This is a genomic window from Streptomyces sp. BB1-1-1, assembly GCF_031597775.1.
Classification (GTDB): domain Bacteria; phylum Actinomycetota; class Actinomycetes; order Streptomycetales; family Streptomycetaceae; genus Streptomyces; species Streptomyces thinghirensis.
On record NZ_CP134203.1, the window covers coordinates 655,950 to 678,199 of the forward strand.

A 22,250-nucleotide genomic window follows, 5' to 3' on the forward strand; every position below is an offset into this window, starting at 1 on the left:
TCGCCATGGCATGTGCGTCCCTGGCGGCAGTCCCCCTCATCACCCCGTCGCCCGCCGCGGCGGCGACCGAGCGCGCGGCGGGGCTCGACGACCCGGTGAAGAAGGACATCGCCATGCGGCTGGTGTCGAGCGCGGAGACCTCCTCGCTCGACTGGAAGGCGCAGTACGAGTACATCGAGGACATCGGTGACGGCCGCGGCTGCACCGCCGGCATCATCGGCTTCTGCTCGGGCACCGGCGACATGCTCGACCTGGTGGAGCACTACACCGGCCCCGGCAACGTGCTCGCGCGCTATCTGCCGGCGCTGCGCGAGGTCGACGGCTCCGACTCGCACGAGGGGCTCGACCCCGGCTTCCCCGGCGACTGGCGCCGGGCGGCCGGTGACCCGGAGTTCCGCCGGGCACAGGACCACGAGCGCGACCGCGTCCACTTCGGTCCGGCCGTACGGCGGGCGAAGGCGGACGGGCTGTGGACGCTCGGGCAGTTCGCGTACCACGACGCGATCGTCATGCACGGCGACGGCGGCGACTCCGCGAGCTTCGGCAGCATCCGGGCACGGGTCCTCGGCCGGGCCCGGCCCCCGGCGCGGGGCGGCGACGAGGTGGCGTACCTGCACGCCTTCCTCGACGCGCGGGTGTGGGCCATGAAGCAGGAGGAGGCGCACAGCGACACCGGCCGGGTCGACACGGCACAGCGCGTCTTCCTGCGCGAGGGCGACCTGGACCTCGACCCGGCGCTGGACTGGCACGTGTACGGGGACGCCTACCACGTCGGCTGACCCCCACGTCCCGCGAGCGGCCCCACCGGCACGGCGCGGGTCGCGGAACCGGGCGTGTGCCGGGTTCCGCGGCCCGTGTGCCGCCATCCGTTCCGATGGCAGTGCCTGTGCCGGTTCCGGTGTCAGTGCCGGAACGTGTCCTTGCCCTTCTCCTTGGCCTGCCGGGCGTCGCCCTTGGACTGCTCGGCGCGGCCCTCGGCCGTCATCCGCTCGTTGCCGACGGCCCGGCCGGCCGCTTCCTTGGCCTTTCCCTTGGCCTGTTCCATCTTGGCCTTGGACTTCTGGTTGCCGGCCACAGCTGCTCACCTCACGGCGTTCGTTCGCTTCCGATGTCCTGCCCTGCGGGTCGCCCGTGACGGCCGGGTCAAACCCGGCGCCGGCCGCCGGGGTGAGCGCGGGGCCGCGGGGTAGGAGGACGGACAAGCACGTCCGTCGTCGACTCGGAGGAACGTCATGGCCGGAATGCTGGACCGGATCAAGCGCTTCGCGCGCAGCCCGCAGGGCCGCCGGGCGACGGAGCAGGTACGCCGGGCCGCCTCGGACCCCCGCCGCCGCGCGCAGGCGCAGGAGATGCTCCGGAAGTTCGGCAAGCGGCGCTGAGCGTGCCGGGCCGGTTCGCCGCCGCGTCGGGGAGCGTCTCAGCCCTGCCCCGCGTGGGTGTGGCTGTGGGACGTCTCCGGCGGGCAGCGTCCGGCGCTCTCGGAGCGGTCCCGTCGCCAGTCGAGGACCGCGACGGTCAGCGCGCAGAGCATGGCGGCGACCCCCGAGCCGACCGACAGGGCCACGGCCTCGTGGTAGTCGTCGTGGGTCGCGTTCAGCGTCAGGTAGTAGAGCCCCGGCAGCGCGGCGGTGCCCACGGCGCCGCCGAGGCGCTGTCCCGTCTGCAGGGCGCCCCCGGCGGCGCCCGCCATCCGCACCGGGACGTCCCGCAGCGTCATCGTGATGTTCGGGGAGATCACACAGCCACTGCCGAGCCCGCCGACCAGCAGCGCCGGGGCCGCGATCCAGGCGGCCCGGTCGGAGGGCGCGAGCCAGAGCACCAGCGCGGTCGTGCCGAGTCCCAGCATGACGGCGACGAGTCCCCAGACGGTCAGCAGCCGCCCCAGCCGGTCGACCAGCCGGCCCGCCACGGCCGCCGCGGTGGCCGAGCCCACGGCGAACGGGGTCACCGCCAGGCCGGACATGAGGGGTGAGAAGCCCAGCCCGTTCTGGAAGAAGAGCGCGAAGACGAGCCACACCCCGCTGAACCCGACGAAGTACAGGGCGGCCAGACCCGCGCCCGTGACGTAGCCGCGGGTCTCGGTGAGCAGGCCGGGTTCCAGCAGTGGATGCCCGCCGCGGCGGGCGACGCGGCGCTCCCACCGCGCGAAGGCGAACAGGACGAGCACTCCCGCCGGGAAGAGCCACCACACCCTGCCCACTCCGCCGCCCTCGGCGAGGACGAGCGGCAGCATCAGGGCCAGGATTCCGGCACCGAGGAGCAGCACGCCCACCGGGTCCAGATGCCCCCGGCCGCCGGGGGCGACCCGGGGCAGCAGACGGAAGCCGAGCAGGAGGGCGAGAGCGCCGACCGGCACGTTGACGTAGAAGATCCACCGCCAGCCCTCTGGGCCGGCCAGTGCCAGGATCAGACCGCCGACGACCGGGCCCACGGCGCTGGAGACACCCACGGTGGCACCGAACAGCCCGAACGCGCGCCCGCGTTCGGCGCCCCGGAACATCTGCTGGATCAGTGCCGAGTTCTGCGGCGCGATGCAGCCCGCGGCGACTCCCTGGGCGAGCCGGGCGACCACCAGCAGCTCGATGCCCGGTGCGGCCCCGGCGGCCGCGCTGCAGAGCACGAAGGCGGCCAGCGCGGCGAGGAAGACGCGGCGCCTGCCGAACGCGTCGCCGATCCGGCCCGCCGTCACCAGGGTCAGGGCGAACGCGAGGGCGTAGCCGGACACGACCCACTGCACGGACGCGGCGGAGGCGTGCAGGCCCTGCTGCATGGACGGCAGGGCGACGGCGACGATCGTCACGTCCAGCAGGGTCATGAAACCGGCGACCAGGGTCACCCAGAGGGCCCGCCACCGGTTCGGGTCCGGGTGGTCGTCCGGACGGCGCACGCAGACTCCCCTCGCGAGGTGGACGTGGGACGCGGTGACCGCGCCCCACGCCTGCGTCACCCGTGACCAGGGGTTCAAACCCGGTCACAGAACCGGGTTCAGAGCCGGGCCACAAAGCGGAGCCATGAGAGCCCATAAGCCGCCCTTATGTCCTCATAGACCGGACCCGCGTACCGACTTAGGCTTGCCTTAGCTTAGGCTTCCCCACGAGTCGATCTATCACCGCTCGAAGGGAACCTGAACATGCCCCGCCCTCTGCGGGTAGCCATCGTCGGATCGGGCCCGGCCGGCATCTACGCCGCCGACGCCCTGCTCAAGTCCGAAGTGGCCGCCGACCCCGGTGTGTCCATAGACATCTTCGAGCGCATGCCCGCCCCGTTCGGACTGATCCGTTACGGCGTCGCCCCCGACCACCCGCGGATCAAGGGCATCATCACGGCCCTGCACCAGGTGCTCGACAAGCCGCAGATCCGTCTCTTCGGCAACGTGGACTACCCGACCGACATCAGCCTGGACGACCTGCGTGCCTTCTACGACGGTGTGATCTTCGCCACCGGCGCCACGGCGGACCGGGCGCTCTCCGTTCCCGGCATCGAGCTCGACGGCTCGTACGGGGCCGCCGACTTCGTGGCCTGGTACGACGGCCACCCCGACTTCCCGCGCACCTGGCCGCTGGAGGCGGAGAAGGTCGCCGTCCTCGGCGTCGGCAACGTCGCCCTGGACATCGCGCGCGTCCTCGCCAAGACGGCGGACGAGCTACTGCCGACCGAGATCCCGCCGAACGTCTACGAGGGCCTGAAGGCCAACAAGGCGCTGGAGGTCCACGTCTTCGGCCGCCGCGGCCCGGCGCAGGCGAAGTTCAGCCCGATGGAGCTGCGGGAGCTGGACCACTCCCCCAACATCGAGGTCATCGTCGACCCCGAGGACATCGACTACGACGAGGGCTCGATCGCCACCCGGCGCGGCAACAAGCAGGCCGACATGGTCGCCAAGACCCTGGAGAACTGGGCGATCCGCGACGTCGGCGACCGGCCGCACAAGCTGTTCCTGCACTTCTTCGAGTCACCCTCGGAGATCCTCGGCGAGGACGGCAAGGTCGTCGGCCTGCGCACCGAGCGCACCGAATTGGACGGCACCGGCAACGTCAAGGGCACCGGCGAGTTCAAGGACTGGGACGTCCAGGCGGTCTACCGGGCCGTCGGCTACCTGTCCGACCAGCTGCCCAAGCTGCCCTGGGACATCGACTCGGGCACGGTCCCGGACGAGGGCGGCCGGGTGATCCAGGAGTCCGGCGAGCACCTGCAGTCGACATACGTCACCGGCTGGATCCGGCGCGGTCCGGTCGGCCTGATCGGTCACACCAAGGGCGACGCCAACGAGACGGTGTCCAACCTGCTGGACGACTTCGCGAACGGCAGGCTGCAGACTCCCGCCTCGCCCGCTCCGGAGGCCGTGGACGCCTTCCTCGCCGAGCGGAACGTCCGCTTCACCACCTGGGACGGCTGGTACCGGCTCGACGCCGCGGAGAAGGCGCTGGGCGAGCCGCAGGGCCGCGAGCGCGTGAAGCTCGTCGAGCGCGAGGACATGCTCCGGGAGAGCGGCGCCTGAACCTCGGTGACCGGCGCGGGCCCGGCGGGGAGCTTCTCCCGCCGGGCCCGCGCCCGGTTGCGCGGTCGGCCGGTTCAGATCTCCAGCTCGGTCTCGATCCGGCGCAGCTGGTGGCGGGCCATCGCCAGGTTGGCGCGGCTCGCGTCGAGCACCAGGTAGAGGAACAGCCCGTTGCCGCCACGGCCCTTGAGCAGGCGGATCATGTGGTACTGGGTGTTCAGGGTGATCAGGATGTCCTCGATCTCCTCCTTGAGACCGAGGTGCTCCATGGTGCGCAGCTTGGACCGCACCACGTCGGTGTTGCCGGCGGCGGCGACCTCCAGGTTGAAGTCCTTGGTGCCGCCCAGCGTGCCGAGGGCCATCCCGCTGGTGTAGTCGACCAGCGCGGCGGCTTTGGCTCCGTCGATGGAGCTGAGGCATTCCTTGAGTGTGGTCTCCAGGTTGGCCATGCGTGGGTTCCTTTCGGACGTGCTCGGTACGGGATCGGTAGCGCTGTCGATCAGGTCGGCCGGCGTTGGCCGCCGATCTGGGGACTCGGTCGGTGTGTGGGCCGCTGCGGGGTGCGCACCGGCAGGGTGCCGATGGGGCGGGCCGTTTCCCCGGCGGGCGCCGTGACGTGTTCGACGGCTTCCGCGGCCGGGAAGCGGCCCCGGTCCCGGCCGATGCGGTCGACGACCAGCTCCCCGATCCGGGCGCCGCTGCGCCGGCCCTCCAGGTGCAGCCGGCCCACGTTGACCCGGCCGTCGGCGAGCAGCGTGAGCACGGCGGCCGGACCGGCCGCGTAGGTGGCGACGTAGCCGTCGGCCCCACGCAGCAGCAGTTCGCGGAACCCGCCGCGCGCGGTGGCGTCGGCCATGCGGTGCGCGACCCCGAGGGCGGCGGCGGTGAGCGCGGCGAGACCCTCGGGTTCGGTGCCCGGTGCGTCGTGGGCCAGCACGAGCCCGTCGACGGTGGCCGCGAGCGATCCGGTCAACTGGGGTACGCGGTTGCGCAGTCGGTGCAGTTCGTCCAGGACGTCGCTCTCGACGGCCATGAGCAGTCTCCTTTCGGCACGCTGTCGACGCGCGCGTATCACAGGGCCTCCAAGGCGTCTCGAAGCCGTCGCAGCAGGGCCGTGTCCGGGTCGTCCCACACCACGTCGCGGGGGCTCGGGCCCGGCGTGACGGGGGCGGGAGCGGGCGGCGCGGCGGTGACGAGGCCGTCGGCGGCCAGGCGGCGCAGTTCGACGAGGGTGTGGTACGTGCGGCAGGCGAGCGCCGAGGCGATCTCCGCCGCGGTGCGGACACCGTCGACCTGGGTGAGGGTCCGGCCGCGCCGCACCGGCAGGGCCGCCGCACCCGCGTCGGGCACCCGCGTGAGGGGGACGGTGTCGATGTCGGGGTCCGGCCAGATCCGGTCCAGCAGGGCGCGCCGGCGTCCGCACTCGCGGACGACGACGTCCACCGGTACGGACCGGACCGCGCCGAGCCAGTGCACCGCGCCGGGCCGGAAGCGGTGTGCGCGTGTGTCGTGGGCGAGGACGAAGTACGCGGCGTCGAACAGCGCGCCCAGGTGGCAGACCTCCAGCGCCCCGGCGGCGAGCCGGCCGCTGTCCACGAGCCGGTGTCCGACCCGGGCCTGCCTGCCGCCGCGGTCGACCGCGTCCCACCAGCCGTCCGGCGCGACGGCGCCGCTGCGGGTGAGCAGCGCTCCGAGGTCCGGGGTGAAGGCGGACTCGACGTGTACGACCCGCCCCGCCGCGAGGTAGACGATGCCCCGCTCCCCCGACAGGGCGCCCGTCGCCCCTTCGGCCGCGAGCGCGCCGAGAGCCGCCGACGTCGTTTCGTGCGTGGTCCAGGTGGTCGTCACCCTGGTCATCCGAGCACCAGTCGATCCGCCATCTCGGACAGCCGGATGCGGGCCAGGGCGAGGTTTCCGTCGTTGCGGTCCAGCCACAGGTGGAGGAAGACGGTGCTGTCGAACGGAGTGCTGACGAACCTGAGCAGGTGGTAGGCGTCGGCGGTGGTGGCGATCAGGTCCTCGACCGGCGGTTCCTTCTCCGGCGCGACGGCCGCTGCCAGGGAGCCGCTCTCCGCCACGTGCCGGGCCAGTTCCGCGGTCTCCGCCGCGGTCGCCTCCCAGTCGCCGCCCGGCGCCTCGCCGACGGCGCCCAGGGCGAGCCCGCTGATCCAGTCGACCAGCGACGCGCCCCGCGCGCCGGGCAGCCGCATGGCTTCCAGCAGACTTTCGTCGATTCCGGGCACGCCGGATCCCCTCTCCCCGCACGGCTGTACCGCGAACGTGACGCCGAGACTACGGAAAGTGCACGCATCTGGTGAGCGCTTTGGCATTTTCCAGAGGAACGTGCGCGCGCTCCGGCATACTGCGGTATTTCGGCCGTGCGAGGGCCCGTCGGGCGAGGGGTGGCGCGGGCAGGCCCGCCCCTGAGCGGATGACGGGCGGACCTGTCCGCGCCGACCATTGTGGGGACTGCGGGCCGTCCCGGACCACGGGTGAACGACGCGGTTCCGGGTGGCGGCCGCACACCCGTGCGCTTCCCGCGCACGGGGGCGTGGGTACGCCGAGACTGGCAACCCGGGGCCCATGGCCCGACTGCATCTTCCCCGTCGCGGGAAGCACCCGAAGGACGACACCACGGACGAGACGGCGCCCGAGGTCTACGGTCCGGGCTCCTCCACCGAGCGCGCCGCTCCCGACTCCCCCACCGATCTGGCGAAGCGCTCGTGGTCCTCGCTGCTGCGGCGCGTGGTCGCCGAGTTCAAGGACGACGAGCTGACCGACCGCGCCGCCGCTCTCACCTACTACGGGATTCTGTCGCTGTTCCCGGCCCTGCTGGTGCTGGTCTCCCTGCTGGGGATCGCCGGGCAGTCCGTCACCCAGGAGGTGCTGGACAACATCCAGAAGCTGGCGCCCGGGGCCGCACGGGACGTCATCACCAACGCGGTGGAGCAGTTGCAGGCCAAGGCCGGTCTGGGCTCCGTGCTGGCGGTGGTCGGCCTGGTCGGTGCCATCTGGTCGGCGTCCGGCTATGTGGCCGCGTTCATCCGCGCGGCCAACGCGGTCTATGACATGCCCGAAGGGCGCCCGGTGTGGAAGGTGCTGCCGTTGCGCGTGGCCCTGACCGTGGTGCTGCTGGTGCTCGCCGTCGTCAGCGCGCTGATCGTCGTGTTCACCGGCGGTCTGGCCCAGCAGGTGGGCACCGCGCTCGGCGTCGGCGACACCGCCATGACGGTGTGGTCGATCGCCAAGTGGCCGGTACTGGTCGTGCTCGTCACGTTCATGATCGCGATCCTGTACTGGGCCACCCCGAACGCCCGGGTCAAGGGCTTCAAGTGGATCTCGCCGGGCAGCGTCGTCGCCCTGCTGATCTGGCTTCTCGCCTCCGCCGGTTTCGCGTTCTACGTGGCCAACTTCGGCTCGTACAACAAGACGTACGGCACCCTGGCCGGTGTCATCATCTTCCTGGTGTGGCTGTGGGTGACGAACCTGGCCATCCTGCTCGGTCTCGAGTTCGACGCCGAACTGGCCCGGCAGCGTGTGATCGACGGCGGCCACCCGCCCGAGGAGGAGCCGTACGTGGAGCCGCGGGACACCCGGGCCTGGGACGAGACGGACCGGCGGCGCGCGGCACCGGGAGAGTGACCACGAGCCCGGGAGAGTGACTACGGGAGGATCGAGTCGACGTAGCCCCCGTCGACGCGGACGGCCGCACCGGTCGTGGCGGAGGCCTGGGGCGAACTCAGGTACACCACGAGGTTGGCGATCTCCTCGGGCTCGATCAGCCGCTGGAGCAGCGACTGCGGGCGGTGCTCGCGCATGAAGGCGCGCTGGGCCTCGTCCCAGGGCAGCTCGCGGTCGACCAGCTGGTACACGAAGTCCTCGACGCCCTCGGTGTGGGTGGGTCCGGCGATGACGGAGTTCACCGTGACGCCGCTGCCCGCCGCCTCCTTGGCGAAGCCGCGGCTCACCGCGAGCAGTGCCGTCTTGGAGACCCCGTAGTGGATCATCTCGGCCGGGACGACGACGGCCGAGTCACTCGCGATGTACAGCACCCGGCCCCAGCCCCGTTCCCTCATCCGGGGGAGATGGGCGCGCGTCAGCCTGACGCCCGCGAGGACGTTGATCTCGAAGTAGCGGCGCCACTCGTCGTCGCTGATCTCCAGTGCGGGCACCGCGCCGAAGACGCCGAGGTTGTTCACGAGGATGTCCACGTCGGGCAGCGTCGCCAAGGCCCGCTCGGCGCCCTCCGCGGTGCCGAGGTCCGCCGCGACCGGCACGAACTCCCCGTCCGGCACCTCGGCGCGCAGTTTCCCGACGCTCTCCTCCAGGCGGCCGGCGTCGCGTCCGTTGACGCCCACGGTGGCGCCGGCCCGGGCCAGGCCGGCGGCGATCGCCGCTCCGATGCCCTGCGAGGAGCCGGTCACCAGCGCGGTTCGTCCGCCGAGGTCGAGGTTCATCGGTCGCTCCTTCTCGTGCCGTACGGTCGGTCGCGGTACTCCTGTCCACCCTCGCCCATGGCGCACCTCGTACGCCGCCCACCGCACCGCGAACGGTGCCGCGCCCCGCCCGCTCGGCGGACCCCCGGGTGCTCTCCGCTGACCTGCGGCGACGATACTTGCGTGTGTCCGTGCCCCCGCTTCTGCCTCCCGATGGACTCATGCCGACCTCTGCCACCGCCCGCCCCACGACTCCGCCCACGGTGTGGCCCGCTCGCGGCCGCCACGTCGGATCCGCGGCGGAGGACACCGTCCGGCACACCCTGCAGCGGCTCAAGGACAGCCGCGTCGTCGACGACTTCCTGGAACTGCCCGCCGAGGAGCAGCCGGACGGCGAGGCCGCCGGCCCTCGGATCTTCGAGGCGCGCTGGAAGGCCGCGGGGGCCGTCACGGTGCGGGCCAGACTGGTCCTCGCGCCCGGTTCGGCCGGCGGGCAGGAGTGGACCCTGCTCGCGGAGGCCGAGGAGGCCTGGGATCCTGCCTGGCCCTCCCCCGCCACGATGTTCTGGCCCGACGACCCGGACGTCACCTGGGACCGCGACGCCGCCACGGGGCTGCGGCTGCGGGGCATCAACACCCTGCCCGGCGACGACAAGACCCTGCGCCGGCTCCTCAAGGAGGCCGGGCGCAGCCCGTGGAACATCCACGTCGTCGTGCACGAGGCGATGACCCCCGACCATCGCGGCCGGGTGCCGCTGGCGGACCGGTTGCCTCCCGGCCTGCGGCACCGCGTGGTCGAGCACCGCGCCGCGCCGCAGCAACTGCGGGTGGTCAACTGGGCCCTGGAGGACTTCGGCGTCCAGGTGCCGCGCGGCGGCGCCGTGGTGCTGCCCGGATTCCCGGTCCCGGCGGACTACGACGCCGGGGACTTCTCCGTCCGCTCCGTCTTCCTGGACGGCTCCGAGCCCACCGCCCTGATCGCGGCGGTGACGTCCTTCGCCGCGCTGCCGAGGCCGCTGCCGGACGGCGCGGAGGAGGCCCTCACCGCGCTGCGGGAGGACTGGCGGCTGCTGACCATGGCGGAGGAACTGGACCGCGAGCGCAAGCTGGTGGCCATGTACGCCGAGGCGCTGGAGGCCATGACGCAGTCCCGGGACCTGTACCGGGAGGCGGCCGAACGCGCGGCCGAGGCCCTGGCCGCGTACCGGGAGTCCGCCGCGTCCGCCCCCACCGGCCCCCCGCCGGCCGAGGAGCCCCAGGTGTCGCCGCTGCGGAGTCTGACCCGCACGCTGGAGAGGTTCAGGGGCCCGGGCCGGACACCGCGTGCCGAGGCCGGCGAGCCGGGCACCGCGCGGCAGAGCGCCGCACGAGAGGACTGACCGCCGCCGGGCCCGGCGCACGGCGGCGTCCGGGCGGCTCGGTCAGCCGAAGAGCGGGACCCGGTCCGCGTCGGGTCCCAGGGCGTGCCGTTCACTCTCGGTGAGCGGTGTGCGGCCGGTGGCGGCGCGGGCGTAGTGCTCGTCGCTCCAGTCCAGCGGCACCGGGCGGCCCAGGAGTCCGTCGAGTGTGGCGCGGACCGCGGTCAGCCCGGCGGGGGACGGTCCCGGTGCGGTGGGCAGCGCCACGGTCAGATCGAGGTGGTGGACGGTCGCCTCGACGCCGAGGGTCGTGAGCAGGTCGGCGACGGTCAGGACGTGTCCCTGGGTGCCCACTCGGCTCCGGGGCTCGGCCGCCGGCGCGACCGTGACCGCGGCCGCCGCCGTCTCCAGATACAGGTCTTTCAACTGGCCGAATTCGGGGATCATGCCGGCGCAGACCCGGTTCCAGCGCCGCTCCTGGGCCGCGTCGTCGGTATCGGGCGTCCAGTCCCGCCAGTAGGTGACGGCATCCCGGTCAGGGGGATCGCCGGCGGGCGTGTGCAGGGCCACCAGGGCCCGCTGGGCGTCCGCGAGCAGGTGGAACACCAGATCGCGCACCGCCCATCCGGTGCAGTCGGTCGGCAGCCACGAGTCGTCCTCCCCCAGCGGGCGGACCACCGCCGCGAGGGCCTCGTAGGCGTCGCGCACGACGTGAGCCGGATGTGGGCGTTCCGCGGATCCCGTGGCCATGGCGCCACCCTAGGGCGGGCCCGGCGGCGGTCCGCCGACTGAGGGCACCCTCACGTGTCAGCGGGCCCGACGTGGATACGCGGACGGAACGGCAGCACGGCCCGTCCCGGAAGGTCATCGACGCCATGGACAGCCAGCACGAGGGCACCGCCCCCGCTTCCCCACCTCAGACGTCCCGATCGGAGACCACGCTCCGCGTCAACGGCAAACCGCACACCCTCACCGTCGACCACCGCCGGGTCCTGCTGGACCTGCTGCGGGAGGATCTCGGGCTCGCGGGCGCCAAGAAGGGCTGCGACCACGGGCAGTGCGGCGCCTGTACGGTCCTGGTGGACGGGCGGCGGGTCAACAGCTGCCTGCTGTTCGCCGTCGCCCTGGACGGCTGTGAGATCACCACCGTCGAGGGCCTCGCCGGGGACGGGGAGGAACTGCATCCGATGCAGCGGGCGTTCCTGGAGCGCGACGCCTTCCAGTGCGGGTACTGCACGCCGGGCCAGATCTGCTCCGCGGTCGGCGTGCTCGCCGAGGCCGCGGCCGGACACCCGTCCCACGTCACCGACCCGGCGGCACCCTCCGGTGAGCCCGTTCCGCTGGTCCGGGACGAGATCCGCGAGCGGCTGAGCGGAAACATCTGCCGGTGCGGTGCGTATCCGCGCATCGCCGACGCCGTCGAGGACGTGATCCCGTGAAGCCCTTCGCCTACGTACGGGCCGACAGCGTCGAGGAGGCCACCGACGCGTTCGCCGCCCACCCCGGCGCCCGCTATCTCGGCGGCGGCACCAACCTGGTCGACCTGATGAAGCTCGGCGTGGAGACGCCCGCCGCCCTCGTCGACATCACCCGCCTCCCGCTGGACGCGGTGGAGGAGCTGCCCGACGGCGCGCTGCGGGTCGGCGCGATGGTCCGCAACAGCGACCTCGCGGCCCACCCCACCGTCCGCGACCGCTACCCGGCGCTGTCCCAGGCCCTGCTGGCGGGCGCCTCGGGACAGCTGCGCAACGCCGCCACCACGGGCGGCAACCTGCTCCAGCGCACCCGCTGCCCCTACTTCCAGGACCTGTCCAAGCCGTGCAACAAGCGCGAGCCCGGCACCGGCTGCGGCGCGCTGGAGGGCGTGCACCGCGACCACGCGGTGCTCGGCCACTCCGAGCAGTGCATCGCCACCCACCCCTCGGACATGGCGGTGGCGCTCGCCGCCCTGGACGCACGCGTGGAGCTGCACGGCCCCGAGGGCACGCGCAGTGTGCCCGCCGCCGACTTCCACCGGCTGCCGGGGCAGCACCCGGAGCGAGACACGGAGATCCACCCCGGTGAGCTGATCACCGCAGTGGTGCTGCCGTCCGCCACGGCCGGGCTGCCGTCGGCGTACCGCAAGGCCCGCGACCGGGCGTCGTACGCCTTCGCGCTGGCCTCCGTCGCCGCCGTGCTGCACCTGGAGGACGGCGTGGTGTCACGCGCCGGGATCGCCTTCGGGGCGCTGGCGCACCGGCCCTGGCGGGCGCGGCGGGCCGAGGACGCGCTGGTGGGCGCGGCGCCCACCACGGCGGCGTTCGAGCACGCCGTCGACCTGGAACTGGCCGCCGCCGAGCCGCTGCGGGACAACGCCTACAAGGTGCCGCTGGCCCGCCGGCTGGCCCTGGACGTACTGGGCCGCCTCGCGCCGCCCGCCACCACCTGAACCCGGCGTCCACGAGGAGGACCCCCATGACCGGCACCGAAACCGTCCTGGGCGCTCCGGTCGAGCGCCGGGAGGGGCGGGAGAAGGTCACCGGCACCGCCCGGTACGCCGCCGAGTACGACCCCCCGGGCCGCGCCCAGGCCTGGCCCGTGCCGGCGGCGGTCGCGCGGGGCCGGGTGACCGGCGTCGACCCCGCCCCCGCGCTCGCCGTGCCCGGCGTACTCGCGGTGCTCACGCACGAGAACGCGCCCCGGCTCGGGGACCCGGACGACCCCACCCTGGCCCTGCTGCAGAGCCCGCACGTCCCGCACCGGGGCTGGTTCGTCGGCCTGGTGGTGGCCGAGACGCTGGAGGCGGCCCGCGCCGGTGCCGCCGCCGTCCGTGTCACGTACGAGGCGGAGGGCCACGACGTGACGCTCACCGCGGCGCATCCGGAGGCGTACGTCCCCGAGTCCGCCAACGGCGGCTTCCCGGCCGTCACCGAACACGGCGACCCCGAGGGTGCCTTCGCCTCGTCGGCGACGCGCGTCGACGTCGAGTACCGGATACCGCCACTGCACAACCACCCGATGGAACCGCACACCAGCACGGCGCAGTGGGACGGCGACCGGCTGACCGTGCACTCCTCCAGCCAGGGCACCAGCGCCGTGCGCACGGAACTCGCCAGGCTGTTCGAGGTGCCCGAGGACCGGATCACGGTGCTCGCCGAGCACGTGGGCGGCGGCTTCGGGTCGAAGGGGACGCCTCGCCCCGAGGTGGTGCTGGCCGCGATGGCGGCACGCGAGACCGGCCGGCCGGTCACCGTCGCGCTGCCGCGCCGCTACCTGCCCGCCGTCGTCGGCCACCGCGCGCCGACCCTGCACCGGCTGCGCCTCGGCGCCGACGCGGGCGGCCGGCTCACGTCCCTCACGCACGAGGTGACGACGCACACCTCCCGGGTGAAGGAGTTCGTGGAACAGGCGGCGGTCCCGGCGCGCGTCATGTACGCCGCCCCCGCCCTGCGCACGGCCCACCGAGTGGTGCGGCTCGATGTGCCCACGCCGTCCTGGATGCGCGCGCCCGGCGAGTGCCCCGGCATGTACGCGCTGGAGTCCGCGGTGGACGAACTGGCCGTGGAACTCGGCATGGACCCGGTGGAGCTGCGGATCCGCAACGAGCCGGAGACCGAGCCCGACAGCGGCAAGCCGTTCAGCAGCAGGCATCTGGTGGAGTGCCTGCGCGAGGGTGCCCGCCGCTTCGGGTGGGAGGGCCGCGATCCGCGCCCGCGCTCCCGCGCTGCCGGACCGCTGCTCATCGGCAGCGGGGTGGCCGCGGCCACGTATCCGGTCCTGGTGTCGCCGTGCGCGGCGTCCGCGCGGGCCCTGCCCGGCGGCGGTTTCCTGGTGCGCGTCAACGCCACCGACATCGGCACGGGCGCCCGGACGGTCTGCGCCCAGGTCGCGGCCGACGCCCTCGGTGTCCCGCTGGACCGGGTCCGTATCGAAGTCGCCGACAGCGACATCGGTTTCGCGCCGATGGCCGGCGGCTCGTCAGGCACCGCCTCCTGGGGGTGGGCCGTGCACGAGGCGTGCGTGCGGCTGACCGGCCGGCTGGCCGAGCGCTCGGGACCGCTGCCCGACGAGGGCATCGCGGCCGACGCCGACACCTCCGGTACCGCCGACGCCGAGAGCCCCTACGCACGCCACGCGTTCGGCGCGCACTTCGTCGAGGTGACCGTGGACACGGTCACCGGTGAGGTACGGGTGACGCGGCTGCTCGGCGTCTTCGCGGCGGGGCGCATCCTCAACGCCCGTACGGCCCGCTCGCAGTTCATCGGGGGCATGACGATGGGCCTGGGCATGGCGCTGACCGAGGACAGCACGGTGGACCCGGCGTTCGGCGACTTCGCCGAGTCCGACCTGGCCTCGTACCACGTGCCCGCGCACGCCGACGTGGCGGCGGTGGAGGCGCACTGGGTCGACGAGGAGGACGCCCACCTCAACCCCATGGGCAGCAAGGGGATCGGGGAGATCGGCATCGTCGGCTCGGCCGCGGCCGTCGGCAACGCGGTCCACCACGCCACGGGCATCCGCTTCCGGGAACTCCCGCTCACCCCGGACCGGGTGCTCACCGGCCTGCTCGAACACGAGCACCCCGCGGGCACGCTGGGCACGTGAACGCGGCACGTGGTCCGCACCGGAAGTCCGGCGCGGACCACGTGCCGCGTGCGGCGGGCCGGGCGGTCAGTCCGCGGCGCGGCTCGCGCCGGCCATCGGACGGGCCGACCAGCGCCTCGCGGGCGCCTGCGAGGCCACCCGTACGCACAGCGCCAGGAGCGCGATCAGCGACGCCAGTACGGCGACCGCGACGGCGATCCAGGTGGGCGCCAGGGTGAGGTCCACGGCCGGGGACACCCGAGCCGACGGGGTCACACTGCCGTAGAGCTTGACCGCGGCCAGCACCGCCGGTCCCACGACCGCCACGGCGAGCAGCGGTACGGCGGGCCGCACGGTGAGCAGCAGGGCCAGCACCAGGCAGAGCGCCGACAGGCCGAGGGCGACCCCGTAGGCGCGGGCGGAGGCGTCGCCCTGATGCAGCGGGAAGTAGGCCACCCCGCACCCGGCCAGGACGGCGACGGTGAGCCAGGCCGGCCAGGCCGCGCCCCGGGCGGACCGGCGCGCCGCACCGTCGCGGTCACCGGACGCACGGCCGCGGTCACGGGACGCACGGTCCCGGTCGTGCGACTCGGGGTCCTGCTCGCGCCCACGCGATGGGCGCTCCTGCGCCCGGTCACGTCCCCGGCGGCCCAGGCGCGGTGTCCTGCGGCGCTCGCGACCGCGACGGTCCGCCGCGGTGAAGGCGCCGGCCAGTCCGGCCGGACGGTCGTCGGGCCCCGGTTCGCCGTCGTCGCCGGTCCCGTCCAGTGCCGCCCGCAGGTGCCGGGCGTCGGGGCGGTCCGGGCGTACCCGCCCGTCCTCGGCCAGCCGGCCGATCAGCTGGACCAGTTCCTCGACGGGCCGGCCGGTGGCGGCGGCCCGTACGGCCTCCTGCCCGCAGTGCGGTTCCAGGGGTGTGCGGTGCAGCAGTTCCATCAGGCGGGTGACGTCCTCGACCGAGCGGCACTCCGCCGCGGCCCGGATCGCCTCGTCCGCGCTGTCCGAATGGCGCGGCGGGCGGGTCAGCAGGCCGACCAGCCGGGTGACGTCCTCCACGGAGCGGTTCACGCCGACCGCGCGCAGGGCGTCGATCGTGGCCTGCGCGTACTGGGGTGCCCCCTCCAGCATCGTGATCAGGTCGACGACCTCCTCCAGCGGCCGGTCGGCCACGGCGGCACGCACCAGGTCGCCGACGGGATCGCCGTACTCGTGCACCGCTCCCTCGTGGGTGGCGGGATCCTGGACGAAGGGCTCCTGGACGAAAGGCTCCTGGGGGCCGGGGTCGTGCGGGGCGGGTACTGGTTCCTGGAGGACGGACGGCTGGGGTGCGGGCGGCTGGGGTGCGGGCGCTTGAGGGGCGGGCGAACGGGCGGCCGAGGGGTGGACGGTTGACGCCTCGGCGTCGGCTTGCACGGCCGGCGGACGCACCGGGTGCGTGCCGGTGGCCGTGGTCGTCTCCCCGGTGGGCAGGTCCACGGCGGATATGGCGTACTCGGGCGAACGAGGTGATGAAGAGCCGGTAGTCATGATCTCTCCGTGTGGTGGGGGTGCGGCCGCCCTGCGTCCCCGACATGCGACTCGCGCTCTGTGCTGACCATTACTAAGCACGTCCACCGCACCGTGCCACTGGAGTGGGCCACAGGGATGAGAGACCCTCGCGTGCGGACTTGTCGCCGCCCCGAGCGGGCATCCGGGGAAAGAAGGTATGTGCCGCGCAGCACGAGCACGCACCATGAGGAGGGGCGGGTGGATACGACCACAGTGGTGATCGTCGCGGCGGTGTTGCTCGCGGCGGTCGTCCTCGCGACGGCGGTCGGCGTCCTGGTGCGGCTGGTCCGCACCCGACGGGATCTCAGGCGGGCCGGTCTCCCCACCGGTCCGCGGTGGGTCTTCTGGGGCGCCGTCCTCTACTTGGTACTGCCGACCGACCTGGTGCCCGATCCCGTCTACCTGGACGACATCGGTGTACTGCTGCTCGCCCTGCGCTCGGCGCGCGGTTCTCTCGGCGGGCGGCGGGGCGCCGCGGACCGGCGTGAAGGCGCCGGCCCGCCCCATGACTACGCTGCGTAAGGAAACCAATCACCCGTTCGATTCGTATAAGTCTCTGGAAGCCGAAGGCAGTCGGCGGACCAGGCGACGGCGCAAGGGACCATCGCCTGCTCGGCGCAGCACCGACCAGGGAGAGACGATGAAACCGTTCGCCCTCAACTACGCACGTCCGGCCGTGGAGTTGGAAGCCACGACTCCGTACGTCTACGACTCCGGGCGGCAGTTGAACGTACTTCGGGACGGACGGGCGGCCGCCTGTGACCACGCACTGCTGAGAGAACTGGGGACCACGACCTCCACCGCGGGGTCGAAGACTCACTTCGACGACTGAACACGGGCCGTCGAGAATGACCGTCTTGATCCTGACCTGTGAAGAGGACGTCACCGCCGACATGGTGGTCGTGCACCTGAACGCGTCGGGAGTCCCGGTGGTCCGCCTGGACCCCGCCGATCTGACCGACTCCGTCGCGCTCTCCGGCGAGTTCGTGCACGGCTCCTTCCGGGGTCATCTGTCCTCGGGGGGCCGCCTGGTGAGCATCGGCGGACTGCGGTCCGTCTGGGTGCGCAGGCCGGGCGGCGCGGCCACGCGGGCCGCCGAGCCCTCCGCGTGGCTGACCGAGGAGTCCGGGCAGGCGCTCTACGGCATGCTCCGCGGCTGCGGGGCGCGCTGGATGAACCAGCCCGACGCGGCGCACCGGGCCCGGTACAAGCCCTGGCAGCTGCGTCTCGCCCAGCAGTGCGGGCTGCCCGTGCCGGCCACGCTGATCACGACGTTTCCACGGGCGGCACGCGAGTTCGCCGAGCGCTACCCGGACCTGGTGGTCAAGCCCGTCTCGGGCGCCCATCCGCAGGACCCGCCCCTGGCGGTGCCGACCAGCAGGGTTCCGCCCGAGGCCGACTTCTCCGCCGTCGCCCACGGCCCGACCCTGCTGCAGCGCCGGGTCGCCAAGCGTGCCGACGTCCGCCTCACCGTCGTCGGCGACGAGCTGCTGGCCGCGCGGAAGACGACCCTCGCGGGCTCGGACCCCGACGAGGTGGACGTCCGCTTCACGGCGTCCGCCGAGCCGTGGCGGCCCGCCGAGGTGCCGCCGCGCGTCGCCGAATCCGTCCGCGCCTACCTCCGCACCGCGGGACTGGCCTACGGTGCCCTCGACTTCGCCGAGGACGGCGACGGCACCTGGTGGTTCCTGGAGTGCAACCAGTCGGGCCAGTTCGGCTTCGTCGAGGTGGACACGGGCCAGCCGATCGCCCGCACCATCGCCGAATGGCTGGCCCGGCCCGGGCCGGAGGACCCGGTGGACGCGGGCGGCCCCGGCACGGCGGTCGTCGGGTGAGGTGCGCCCGCGTCGCCGGCGCCCCTAGGCCCTGTCGTCAAACTCCCGTCTGCCTCGCGACGCCATGCACGCACTCTCGCCGCACGGGGCCCCGACCCAAGTACATCCAGTACGAGGATCAGGGCCCCGCGCGCCGAGAGCACGCACCTGACGCCGCGAGGCCCGCCCTCCGGGCGGACGACGGGAGTTTGACGACAGGACCTAGTGCGGGCGGGGGCCGGGCAGCAGGGCGGTGCGCTGCCAGCCGGCGCCCGGGGACGGCTGCCGTTCGGCGCCGGGCAGGTGGCCGGGTGAGCGCAGCGGGCGCATGACAACCTCCAGCTCCCTGCTCACACGCTCGGCGTCCCGCCGCACCTGCTCGGGGACGTCACCGCGTTCGGCGACGAGTCGGTCGTAGATGGGGGAATCGTGGAACACCCGTCAACGTGCCTTTCGTGTCGTCCGCCCCCGTACGGAGGCGCGACTGAGCAGTCTAGGCGCCCGTTCACCCGGTGGTGCGCATTCCACCCACAAGGTGACGGCGGCTCACGCGCCGGTCGTGGAGCCGGGCCGGACGATCATGAGGACCGTGACCGTGGCCCACAGCAGGTTGAACAGACCGGTGAACATGGCGAGCCGGGCGGTACGGGCGCGCTCGACGGGCTGCCGGTCGGTCAGCTGCTCCAGGAGTTCCTCCTGGCGGGGCAGGACGAAGGCGATCAGGAGGCCGGCGGCGGCCGCGGTCAGCGCGATGGACGTGATGAGCCACGCGTCCCCCAGGACACCCATCGCCGCGGCGGTGGCGAAGCCGAGGACCGGAACCGCGATGCCGAGACCGGCGTAGACCCGGCAGATGCGGTGCAGCAGCCGTACGGTGCCCACGTCCCCGGCGTCGGTTCCGCCCCCGGCCCCCGCCGGCACCACCGCACGTCGGGCGGCCGGCGGGAACATGCTGGCCGCGACGGTGACGGGCCCGATGGCGATGATGGCGGCCAGGACGTGGAGGGACAGCAGGATCTTGGTCATCGGTCGGGGCTCCGGGAGGCAGTTCGGTCGATGCGGTCGGAGCCACGCTAGAAAGACCGCCGGGTGATCGCACAGGGGCTGAAACGACAGCTTCCAACGGAATCTCGCCAACGCCTTCACCAGGAGAGAATCGGCGGGACAAGGCGGAGTGAGGGACGTGCGCGGGGGTTCTGCCCACGGCGGGAATCCGCCTATCGTGGCGGTCATGCACTCGGTGGCGATCCTGGTCCTCGACGACGTGGTGCCGTTCGACATGGCGGCGCCCATGCAGGCGTTCGACTGGACGCGGCTGCCCGACGGGCGCAGCCCCTACCGGGTCCGACTGTGCGCGGAGTCGCCCGAGGTACGCACGGACGGGCTGGTCCTCCGTATCGACCTGGGCCTGGAGGCGCTGGAGACCGCCGACACGATCATCGTGCCGGGCCGCTCCGAGGAGCACGGCCCGCCCTCGGAACGCGTCCTCGCGGCGCTGCGGCGGGCCGCCGGTGCGGGTACGCGGATCGCGTCGGTGTGCGTGGGCGCCTTCGTCCTCGCGGAGGCCGGGCTGCTGGACGGGCTGCGGGCCACCACCCACTGGATCGCCGCGGCGGAACTGGCCCGCCGCTACCCGCGCGTGGAGGTGCAGCCGGACGTGCTGTACGTCGACAACGGACGGATCCTCACCTCCGCGGGCGCCGCCGCCGGTCTGGACATGTGCCTGCACATGATCCGCCGGGACCTGGGGTCGGCCGTCGCCGCGCACGCCGCCCGGATGTGTGTCGTGCCGCTGGAGCGGGAGGGCGGCCAGGCCCAGTTCATCGTGCACGAGCGCCCGCCCGTGCCGCGGGGCTCGGACCTGGAGCCGCTGCTGGAGTGGATCGAGGACAACCTGGCGGAGGAGGTCACCCTCGGGGCGATGGCGGCGCGCTCGGGCATGAGCGAGCGCACCTTCAGCCGGCGGTTCCGGGAACAGACGGGCACCACGCCGCTGCAGTGGCTGCTGCGGGCGCGGGTGCGGCGCGCCCAGTACCTGCTGGAGAACGGCGACCACTCGATCGAACGGATCGCGCGGCAGGCCGGGTTCGGCTCCCCCACCGCCTTCCGCGAGCGGTTCCGCCGGGTGGTCGGCACCACTCCGTACGCCTATCGCGCGGCGTTCCACGGGAAGCCTGCCGCGTCGGCGGGCCCCGCGTAGGGCCCGCCTCGCGGATCGTCCCGGCTGTTCCGGTCCGAGGCGGGCCCCTGACGCGACGGTGTCACACGGCCAGCGACAGGCCGCTCTCCCCGTCGGGGTCCGCCGCGCGGACGGCGTCCGGAGCCCGTCCCTTGGCGAGCAGCAGCGCGTCCGCCTTGGCCACCGCGTCGTGGATGCTGGTCGTCGCCGTCATCACGCACAGCGTGTAGCTGACGTCCGCCAGCTCCCGCGCCGTCGCCGACCTTGCCCTCTCCGCCTGAGCGATCCGCAGTGCCGCGTACCGCGTCAGCAACTCCCTGACGACCTTCGGGTCCGGTTCGAGCACGAAGCGCCCCTCTCTCGAGTTTCGCTGCGTATGCCCGTACCCGGCCGAAACAATCACACCGTGCGTGCCCCTGCTCGCAATTGACGAGAATCCATCGCTTCGTGTCCGACCACTATCGCGAGCGGGCGACGACTTGGTTGAAAAGGGACTGAACGGGCTTGGGCGCCCCGCCCGTTCGCACGTCACTCACCGGGCACCGAGCTCCCGTTCCAGCACCTCCCGAAATCCGTGCGGCGGACGCCCGGTGACACGCCGAACGGTGTCGGTGGTGCGGTCCTCGGCCCCCAGAGCGATGGCCCGGTCCATGTCGGCCAGCATCGCGGCGAAATCCGGCGGCACCAGTTCCGCGAGGCGGTCGCGCAACTGCTCGTGGGTCAGGCGCCGGTGGACCACGGGGCGGCCGCCGGCCCGGGTGAGGATCGCGGCGATGTCGTCGTGGTCGAGGGCCTCGGGGCCGGTGAGGATCAGGTCCTCACAGGGGGCCTCGTCGTCGGTGAGGGCGCGCACCGCGACGGCGGCGATGTCGTCGGCGTCGACGAAGCCCACACGGCCGCTCCCGGCGGCGGTCAGGATGGTGCCGTCCTCCCGGACGCTGACGGCGTGGGCGTGGGTGCCGGTGAAGTTCTGCATGAACCAGGAGGGCCGCAGTACCGCCCACTCCTCGAACAGACCGGGGAGGGCCCGGTGCACCGCGCCCACCGCCGGGCCGCCCTCGGGGACGGCCGAGGAGCTGAGCAGCACCGCACGCCGCACGCCCGCGGCGCGGGCCCTTCGCAGGAAGGGCAGCATGACCGCGGCCGGGTCCGAGTCACCCGGCGGCGGAACGAGGTAGACGCGGTCGGCGCCGTCGAGCGCCGCGTCGTGCGCGGCGGTGTCGTGCCAGTCGAAACGGACCGGTTCCGCGCCAGGCAGCGGGGTCGCGCGCCGGCTCGCGGCCTTCACACGGTGGCCCGCGGCGATCAGTTGCCCGGCGGTGCGGCCGCCCGTCGTGCCGGTGGCTCCGACGACCAGCGTGGTCCCGGTGCCGGTCATCGTCCGCTCCCGGTGAAGTCGGTGCCGGGCTCCTGGAGGGTGAGCGGGTTCCAGTAGTCGCGGTAGGAGGTGAACCGCCCGTCCTCGACGGTCACGACGGCGATGTACGTCATGTCGAAGGGCGCGCCGGTCTTCACCACCCGTCCCACGCCGCGCATCTCCACCACGACGGTCCGCGGGTCGGTGGTCTCGTGGATCCGCAGGTCGGGAAAGTCGTGCAGGTCGATGTGGTCGGGATAGGGGCGCATGTAGGCGGCGACGGCCTCCCGGCCCTCCAGCCGCCGGGGCCGGTCCCCGGGGGCGAAGGGGAATTCCATGACTCCGTCGTCGGCCCACAGGCCGACCCAGGCGTCGATGTCCTTGTCCAGCAGGAGCCGGAGGCTGTGGCGGTACAGGTCCGCCGCCGGGGCGGGCGCGGTGGGCGGGGTGGGCGTGGGCATGGGTGGGTGCTCCTCCGTCGCATAGAATGCGGACCGTAA

The 22,250-nt window shown here is 73.4% G+C and carries 26 protein-coding genes; 12 read left to right on the forward strand and 14 right to left on the reverse strand.

Going from position 1 to position 22,250, the window contains the following annotated elements; genetic code table 11:
• Positions 1 to 5: 5 nt before the first annotated feature.
• Positions 6 to 779 (forward strand): chitosanase, encoded by a 774-nt coding sequence (locus RI578_RS02905; protein WP_310869548.1) that lies wholly within the window; start codon positions 6 to 8, stop codon positions 777 to 779.
• A gap of 122 nt (positions 780 to 901) precedes the next feature.
• On the opposite strand, the gene RI578_RS02910 is transcribed toward RI578_RS02905, so the two are convergent.
• Positions 902 to 1,075: a CsbD family protein gene (locus RI578_RS02910; RefSeq protein ID WP_073728798.1), complete on the reverse strand. Its 174-nt coding sequence runs from the start codon at positions 1,073 to 1,075 to the stop codon at positions 902 to 904.
• Positions 1,076 to 1,232: 157 nt separating this feature from the next.
• Between RI578_RS02910 and RI578_RS02915 the strand changes: the two genes are divergently transcribed.
• Positions 1,233 to 1,379, forward strand: coding sequence for a hypothetical protein (locus RI578_RS02915; protein WP_310869549.1), 147 nt, complete (start codon positions 1,233 to 1,235; stop codon positions 1,377 to 1,379).
• 38 nt (positions 1,380 to 1,417) lie between these two features.
• Here RI578_RS02915 and RI578_RS02920 read toward each other — a convergent pair whose 3' ends face one another.
• Positions 1,418 to 2,887, reverse strand: coding sequence for an MFS transporter (locus tag RI578_RS02920; protein WP_310869550.1), 1,470 nt, complete (start codon positions 2,885 to 2,887; stop codon positions 1,418 to 1,420).
• Between the two features lie 243 nt (positions 2,888 to 3,130).
• Here RI578_RS02920 and RI578_RS02925 point away from each other — a divergent pair, with 243 nt between their 5' ends.
• Positions 3,131 to 4,495 carry an FAD-dependent oxidoreductase gene (locus RI578_RS02925; RefSeq protein WP_310869551.1) on the forward strand — a complete coding sequence of 455 codons (1,365 nt, stop codon included), beginning with the start codon at positions 3,131 to 3,133 and terminating at the stop codon, positions 4,493 to 4,495.
• Positions 4,496 to 4,569: 74 nt separating this feature from the next.
• Here RI578_RS02925 and RI578_RS02930 read toward each other — a convergent pair whose 3' ends face one another.
• From RI578_RS02930 to RI578_RS02945, 4 genes are read right to left on the reverse strand one after another with little or no spacing between them, the layout of a single operon-like run.
• A complete protein-coding gene (locus tag RI578_RS02930; protein WP_310869552.1) occupies positions 4,570 to 4,944 on the reverse strand; it encodes a hypothetical protein in 375 nt (124 codons plus the stop codon).
• Between the two features lie 50 nt (positions 4,945 to 4,994).
• Positions 4,995 to 5,528, reverse strand: a complete 534-nt coding sequence (locus RI578_RS02935) for a roadblock/LC7 domain-containing protein (RefSeq protein ID WP_310869553.1) — start codon at positions 5,526 to 5,528, stop codon at positions 4,995 to 4,997.
• Between the two features lie 38 nt (positions 5,529 to 5,566).
• On the reverse strand, positions 5,567 to 6,352 hold the full coding sequence (locus tag RI578_RS02940) for a hypothetical protein (protein ID WP_310869554.1): 786 nt from the start codon (positions 6,350 to 6,352) through the stop codon (positions 5,567 to 5,569).
• Entirely contained in the window at positions 6,349 to 6,738 is a 390-nt protein-coding gene (locus RI578_RS02945; RefSeq protein WP_310869555.1) for a hypothetical protein, read from the reverse strand. The genes RI578_RS02940 and RI578_RS02945 overlap by 4 nt, the downstream gene beginning before the upstream one ends.
• Before the next feature lie 340 nt (positions 6,739 to 7,078).
• Between RI578_RS02945 and RI578_RS02950 the strand changes: the two genes are divergently transcribed.
• Positions 7,079 to 8,137: a YihY/virulence factor BrkB family protein gene (locus RI578_RS02950; protein WP_310869556.1), complete on the forward strand. Its 1,059-nt coding sequence runs from the start codon at positions 7,079 to 7,081 to the stop codon at positions 8,135 to 8,137.
• Positions 8,138 to 8,157: 20 nt separating this feature from the next.
• On the opposite strand, the gene RI578_RS02955 is transcribed toward RI578_RS02950, so the two are convergent.
• Positions 8,158 to 8,952, reverse strand: coding sequence for an SDR family oxidoreductase (locus RI578_RS02955; protein WP_310869557.1), 795 nt, complete (start codon positions 8,950 to 8,952; stop codon positions 8,158 to 8,160).
• Between the two features lie 200 nt (positions 8,953 to 9,152).
• Between RI578_RS02955 and RI578_RS02960 the strand changes: the two genes are divergently transcribed.
• Entirely contained in the window at positions 9,153 to 10,310 is a 1,158-nt protein-coding gene (locus tag RI578_RS02960; RefSeq protein WP_310869558.1) for a hypothetical protein, read from the forward strand.
• A gap of 42 nt (positions 10,311 to 10,352) precedes the next feature.
• Here the strand turns inward: RI578_RS02960 and RI578_RS02965 are convergent, their stop codons facing one another.
• Positions 10,353 to 11,039 carry a maleylpyruvate isomerase N-terminal domain-containing protein gene (locus tag RI578_RS02965; protein WP_310869559.1) on the reverse strand — a complete coding sequence of 229 codons (687 nt, stop codon included), beginning with the start codon at positions 11,037 to 11,039 and terminating at the stop codon, positions 10,353 to 10,355.
• Between the two features lie 125 nt (positions 11,040 to 11,164).
• On the opposite strand from RI578_RS02965, the gene RI578_RS02970 reads away from it, so the two are divergent.
• From RI578_RS02970 to RI578_RS02980, 3 genes are read left to right on the forward strand one after another with little or no spacing between them, the layout of a single operon-like run.
• Positions 11,165 to 11,728 carry a 2Fe-2S iron-sulfur cluster-binding protein gene (locus tag RI578_RS02970; protein WP_310875648.1) on the forward strand — a complete coding sequence of 188 codons (564 nt, stop codon included), beginning with the start codon at positions 11,165 to 11,167 and terminating at the stop codon, positions 11,726 to 11,728.
• Positions 11,725 to 12,717, forward strand: a complete 993-nt coding sequence (locus RI578_RS02975; protein WP_310869560.1) for a xanthine dehydrogenase family protein subunit M — start codon at positions 11,725 to 11,727, stop codon at positions 12,715 to 12,717. Before RI578_RS02970 ends, RI578_RS02975 begins: the two co-directional genes overlap by 4 nt.
• A 26-nt stretch (positions 12,718 to 12,743) precedes the next feature.
• On the forward strand, positions 12,744 to 14,873 hold the full coding sequence (locus RI578_RS02980) for a xanthine dehydrogenase family protein molybdopterin-binding subunit (RefSeq protein ID WP_310869561.1): 2,130 nt from the start codon (positions 12,744 to 12,746) through the stop codon (positions 14,871 to 14,873).
• A 66-nt stretch (positions 14,874 to 14,939) separates the two neighbouring features.
• On the opposite strand, the gene RI578_RS02985 is transcribed toward RI578_RS02980, so the two are convergent.
• Positions 14,940 to 16,379, reverse strand: a complete 1,440-nt coding sequence (locus tag RI578_RS02985) for a hypothetical protein (protein ID WP_310869562.1) — start codon at positions 16,377 to 16,379, stop codon at positions 14,940 to 14,942.
• A gap of 219 nt (positions 16,380 to 16,598) precedes the next feature.
• Here RI578_RS02985 and RI578_RS02990 point away from each other — a divergent pair, with 219 nt between their 5' ends.
• From RI578_RS02990 to tgmB, 3 genes are all read left to right on the forward strand, one after another.
• Positions 16,599 to 16,922 (forward strand): YkvA family protein, encoded by a 324-nt coding sequence (locus tag RI578_RS02990; protein WP_310869563.1) that lies wholly within the window; start codon positions 16,599 to 16,601, stop codon positions 16,920 to 16,922.
• Between the two features lie 118 nt (positions 16,923 to 17,040).
• On the forward strand, positions 17,041 to 17,232 hold the full coding sequence (gene tgmA / locus RI578_RS02995; RefSeq protein WP_310869564.1) for a putative ATP-grasp-modified RiPP: 192 nt from the start codon (positions 17,041 to 17,043) through the stop codon (positions 17,230 to 17,232).
• Between the two features lie 16 nt (positions 17,233 to 17,248).
• On the forward strand, positions 17,249 to 18,235 hold the full coding sequence (gene tgmB / locus RI578_RS03000; protein ID WP_310869565.1) for an ATP-grasp ribosomal peptide maturase: 987 nt from the start codon (positions 17,249 to 17,251) through the stop codon (positions 18,233 to 18,235).
• Between the two features lie 201 nt (positions 18,236 to 18,436).
• Here tgmB and RI578_RS03005 read toward each other — a convergent pair whose 3' ends face one another.
• Positions 18,437 to 18,652, reverse strand: coding sequence for a hypothetical protein (locus tag RI578_RS03005; protein WP_310869566.1), 216 nt, complete (start codon positions 18,650 to 18,652; stop codon positions 18,437 to 18,439).
• A gap of 108 nt (positions 18,653 to 18,760) precedes the next feature.
• Positions 18,761 to 19,240, reverse strand: a complete 480-nt coding sequence (locus RI578_RS03010) for a hypothetical protein (protein ID WP_310869567.1) — start codon at positions 19,238 to 19,240, stop codon at positions 18,761 to 18,763.
• A gap of 205 nt (positions 19,241 to 19,445) precedes the next feature.
• On the opposite strand from RI578_RS03010, the gene RI578_RS03015 reads away from it, so the two are divergent.
• Complete coding sequence (locus tag RI578_RS03015; RefSeq protein ID WP_310869568.1) at positions 19,446 to 20,414, forward strand: helix-turn-helix domain-containing protein; 969 nt, start codon at positions 19,446 to 19,448, stop codon at positions 20,412 to 20,414.
• 61 nt (positions 20,415 to 20,475) lie between these two features.
• Here the strand turns inward: RI578_RS03015 and RI578_RS03020 are convergent, their stop codons facing one another.
• The 3 genes from RI578_RS03020 to RI578_RS03030 all read right to left on the reverse strand — a co-directional run bounded on the left by RI578_RS03020 (position 20,476) and on the right by RI578_RS03030 (position 22,211).
• A complete protein-coding gene (locus RI578_RS03020; protein WP_310869569.1) occupies positions 20,476 to 20,739 on the reverse strand; it encodes a DUF5133 domain-containing protein in 264 nt (87 codons plus the stop codon).
• A gap of 186 nt (positions 20,740 to 20,925) precedes the next feature.
• On the reverse strand, positions 20,926 to 21,771 hold the full coding sequence (locus RI578_RS03025) for an NAD(P)H-binding protein (RefSeq protein WP_310869570.1): 846 nt from the start codon (positions 21,769 to 21,771) through the stop codon (positions 20,926 to 20,928).
• Positions 21,768 to 22,211 carry a nuclear transport factor 2 family protein gene (locus tag RI578_RS03030; protein ID WP_310869571.1) on the reverse strand — a complete coding sequence of 148 codons (444 nt, stop codon included), beginning with the start codon at positions 22,209 to 22,211 and terminating at the stop codon, positions 21,768 to 21,770. The genes RI578_RS03025 and RI578_RS03030 overlap by 4 nt, the downstream gene beginning before the upstream one ends.
• Between the last annotated feature and the right edge of the window lie 39 nt (positions 22,212 to 22,250).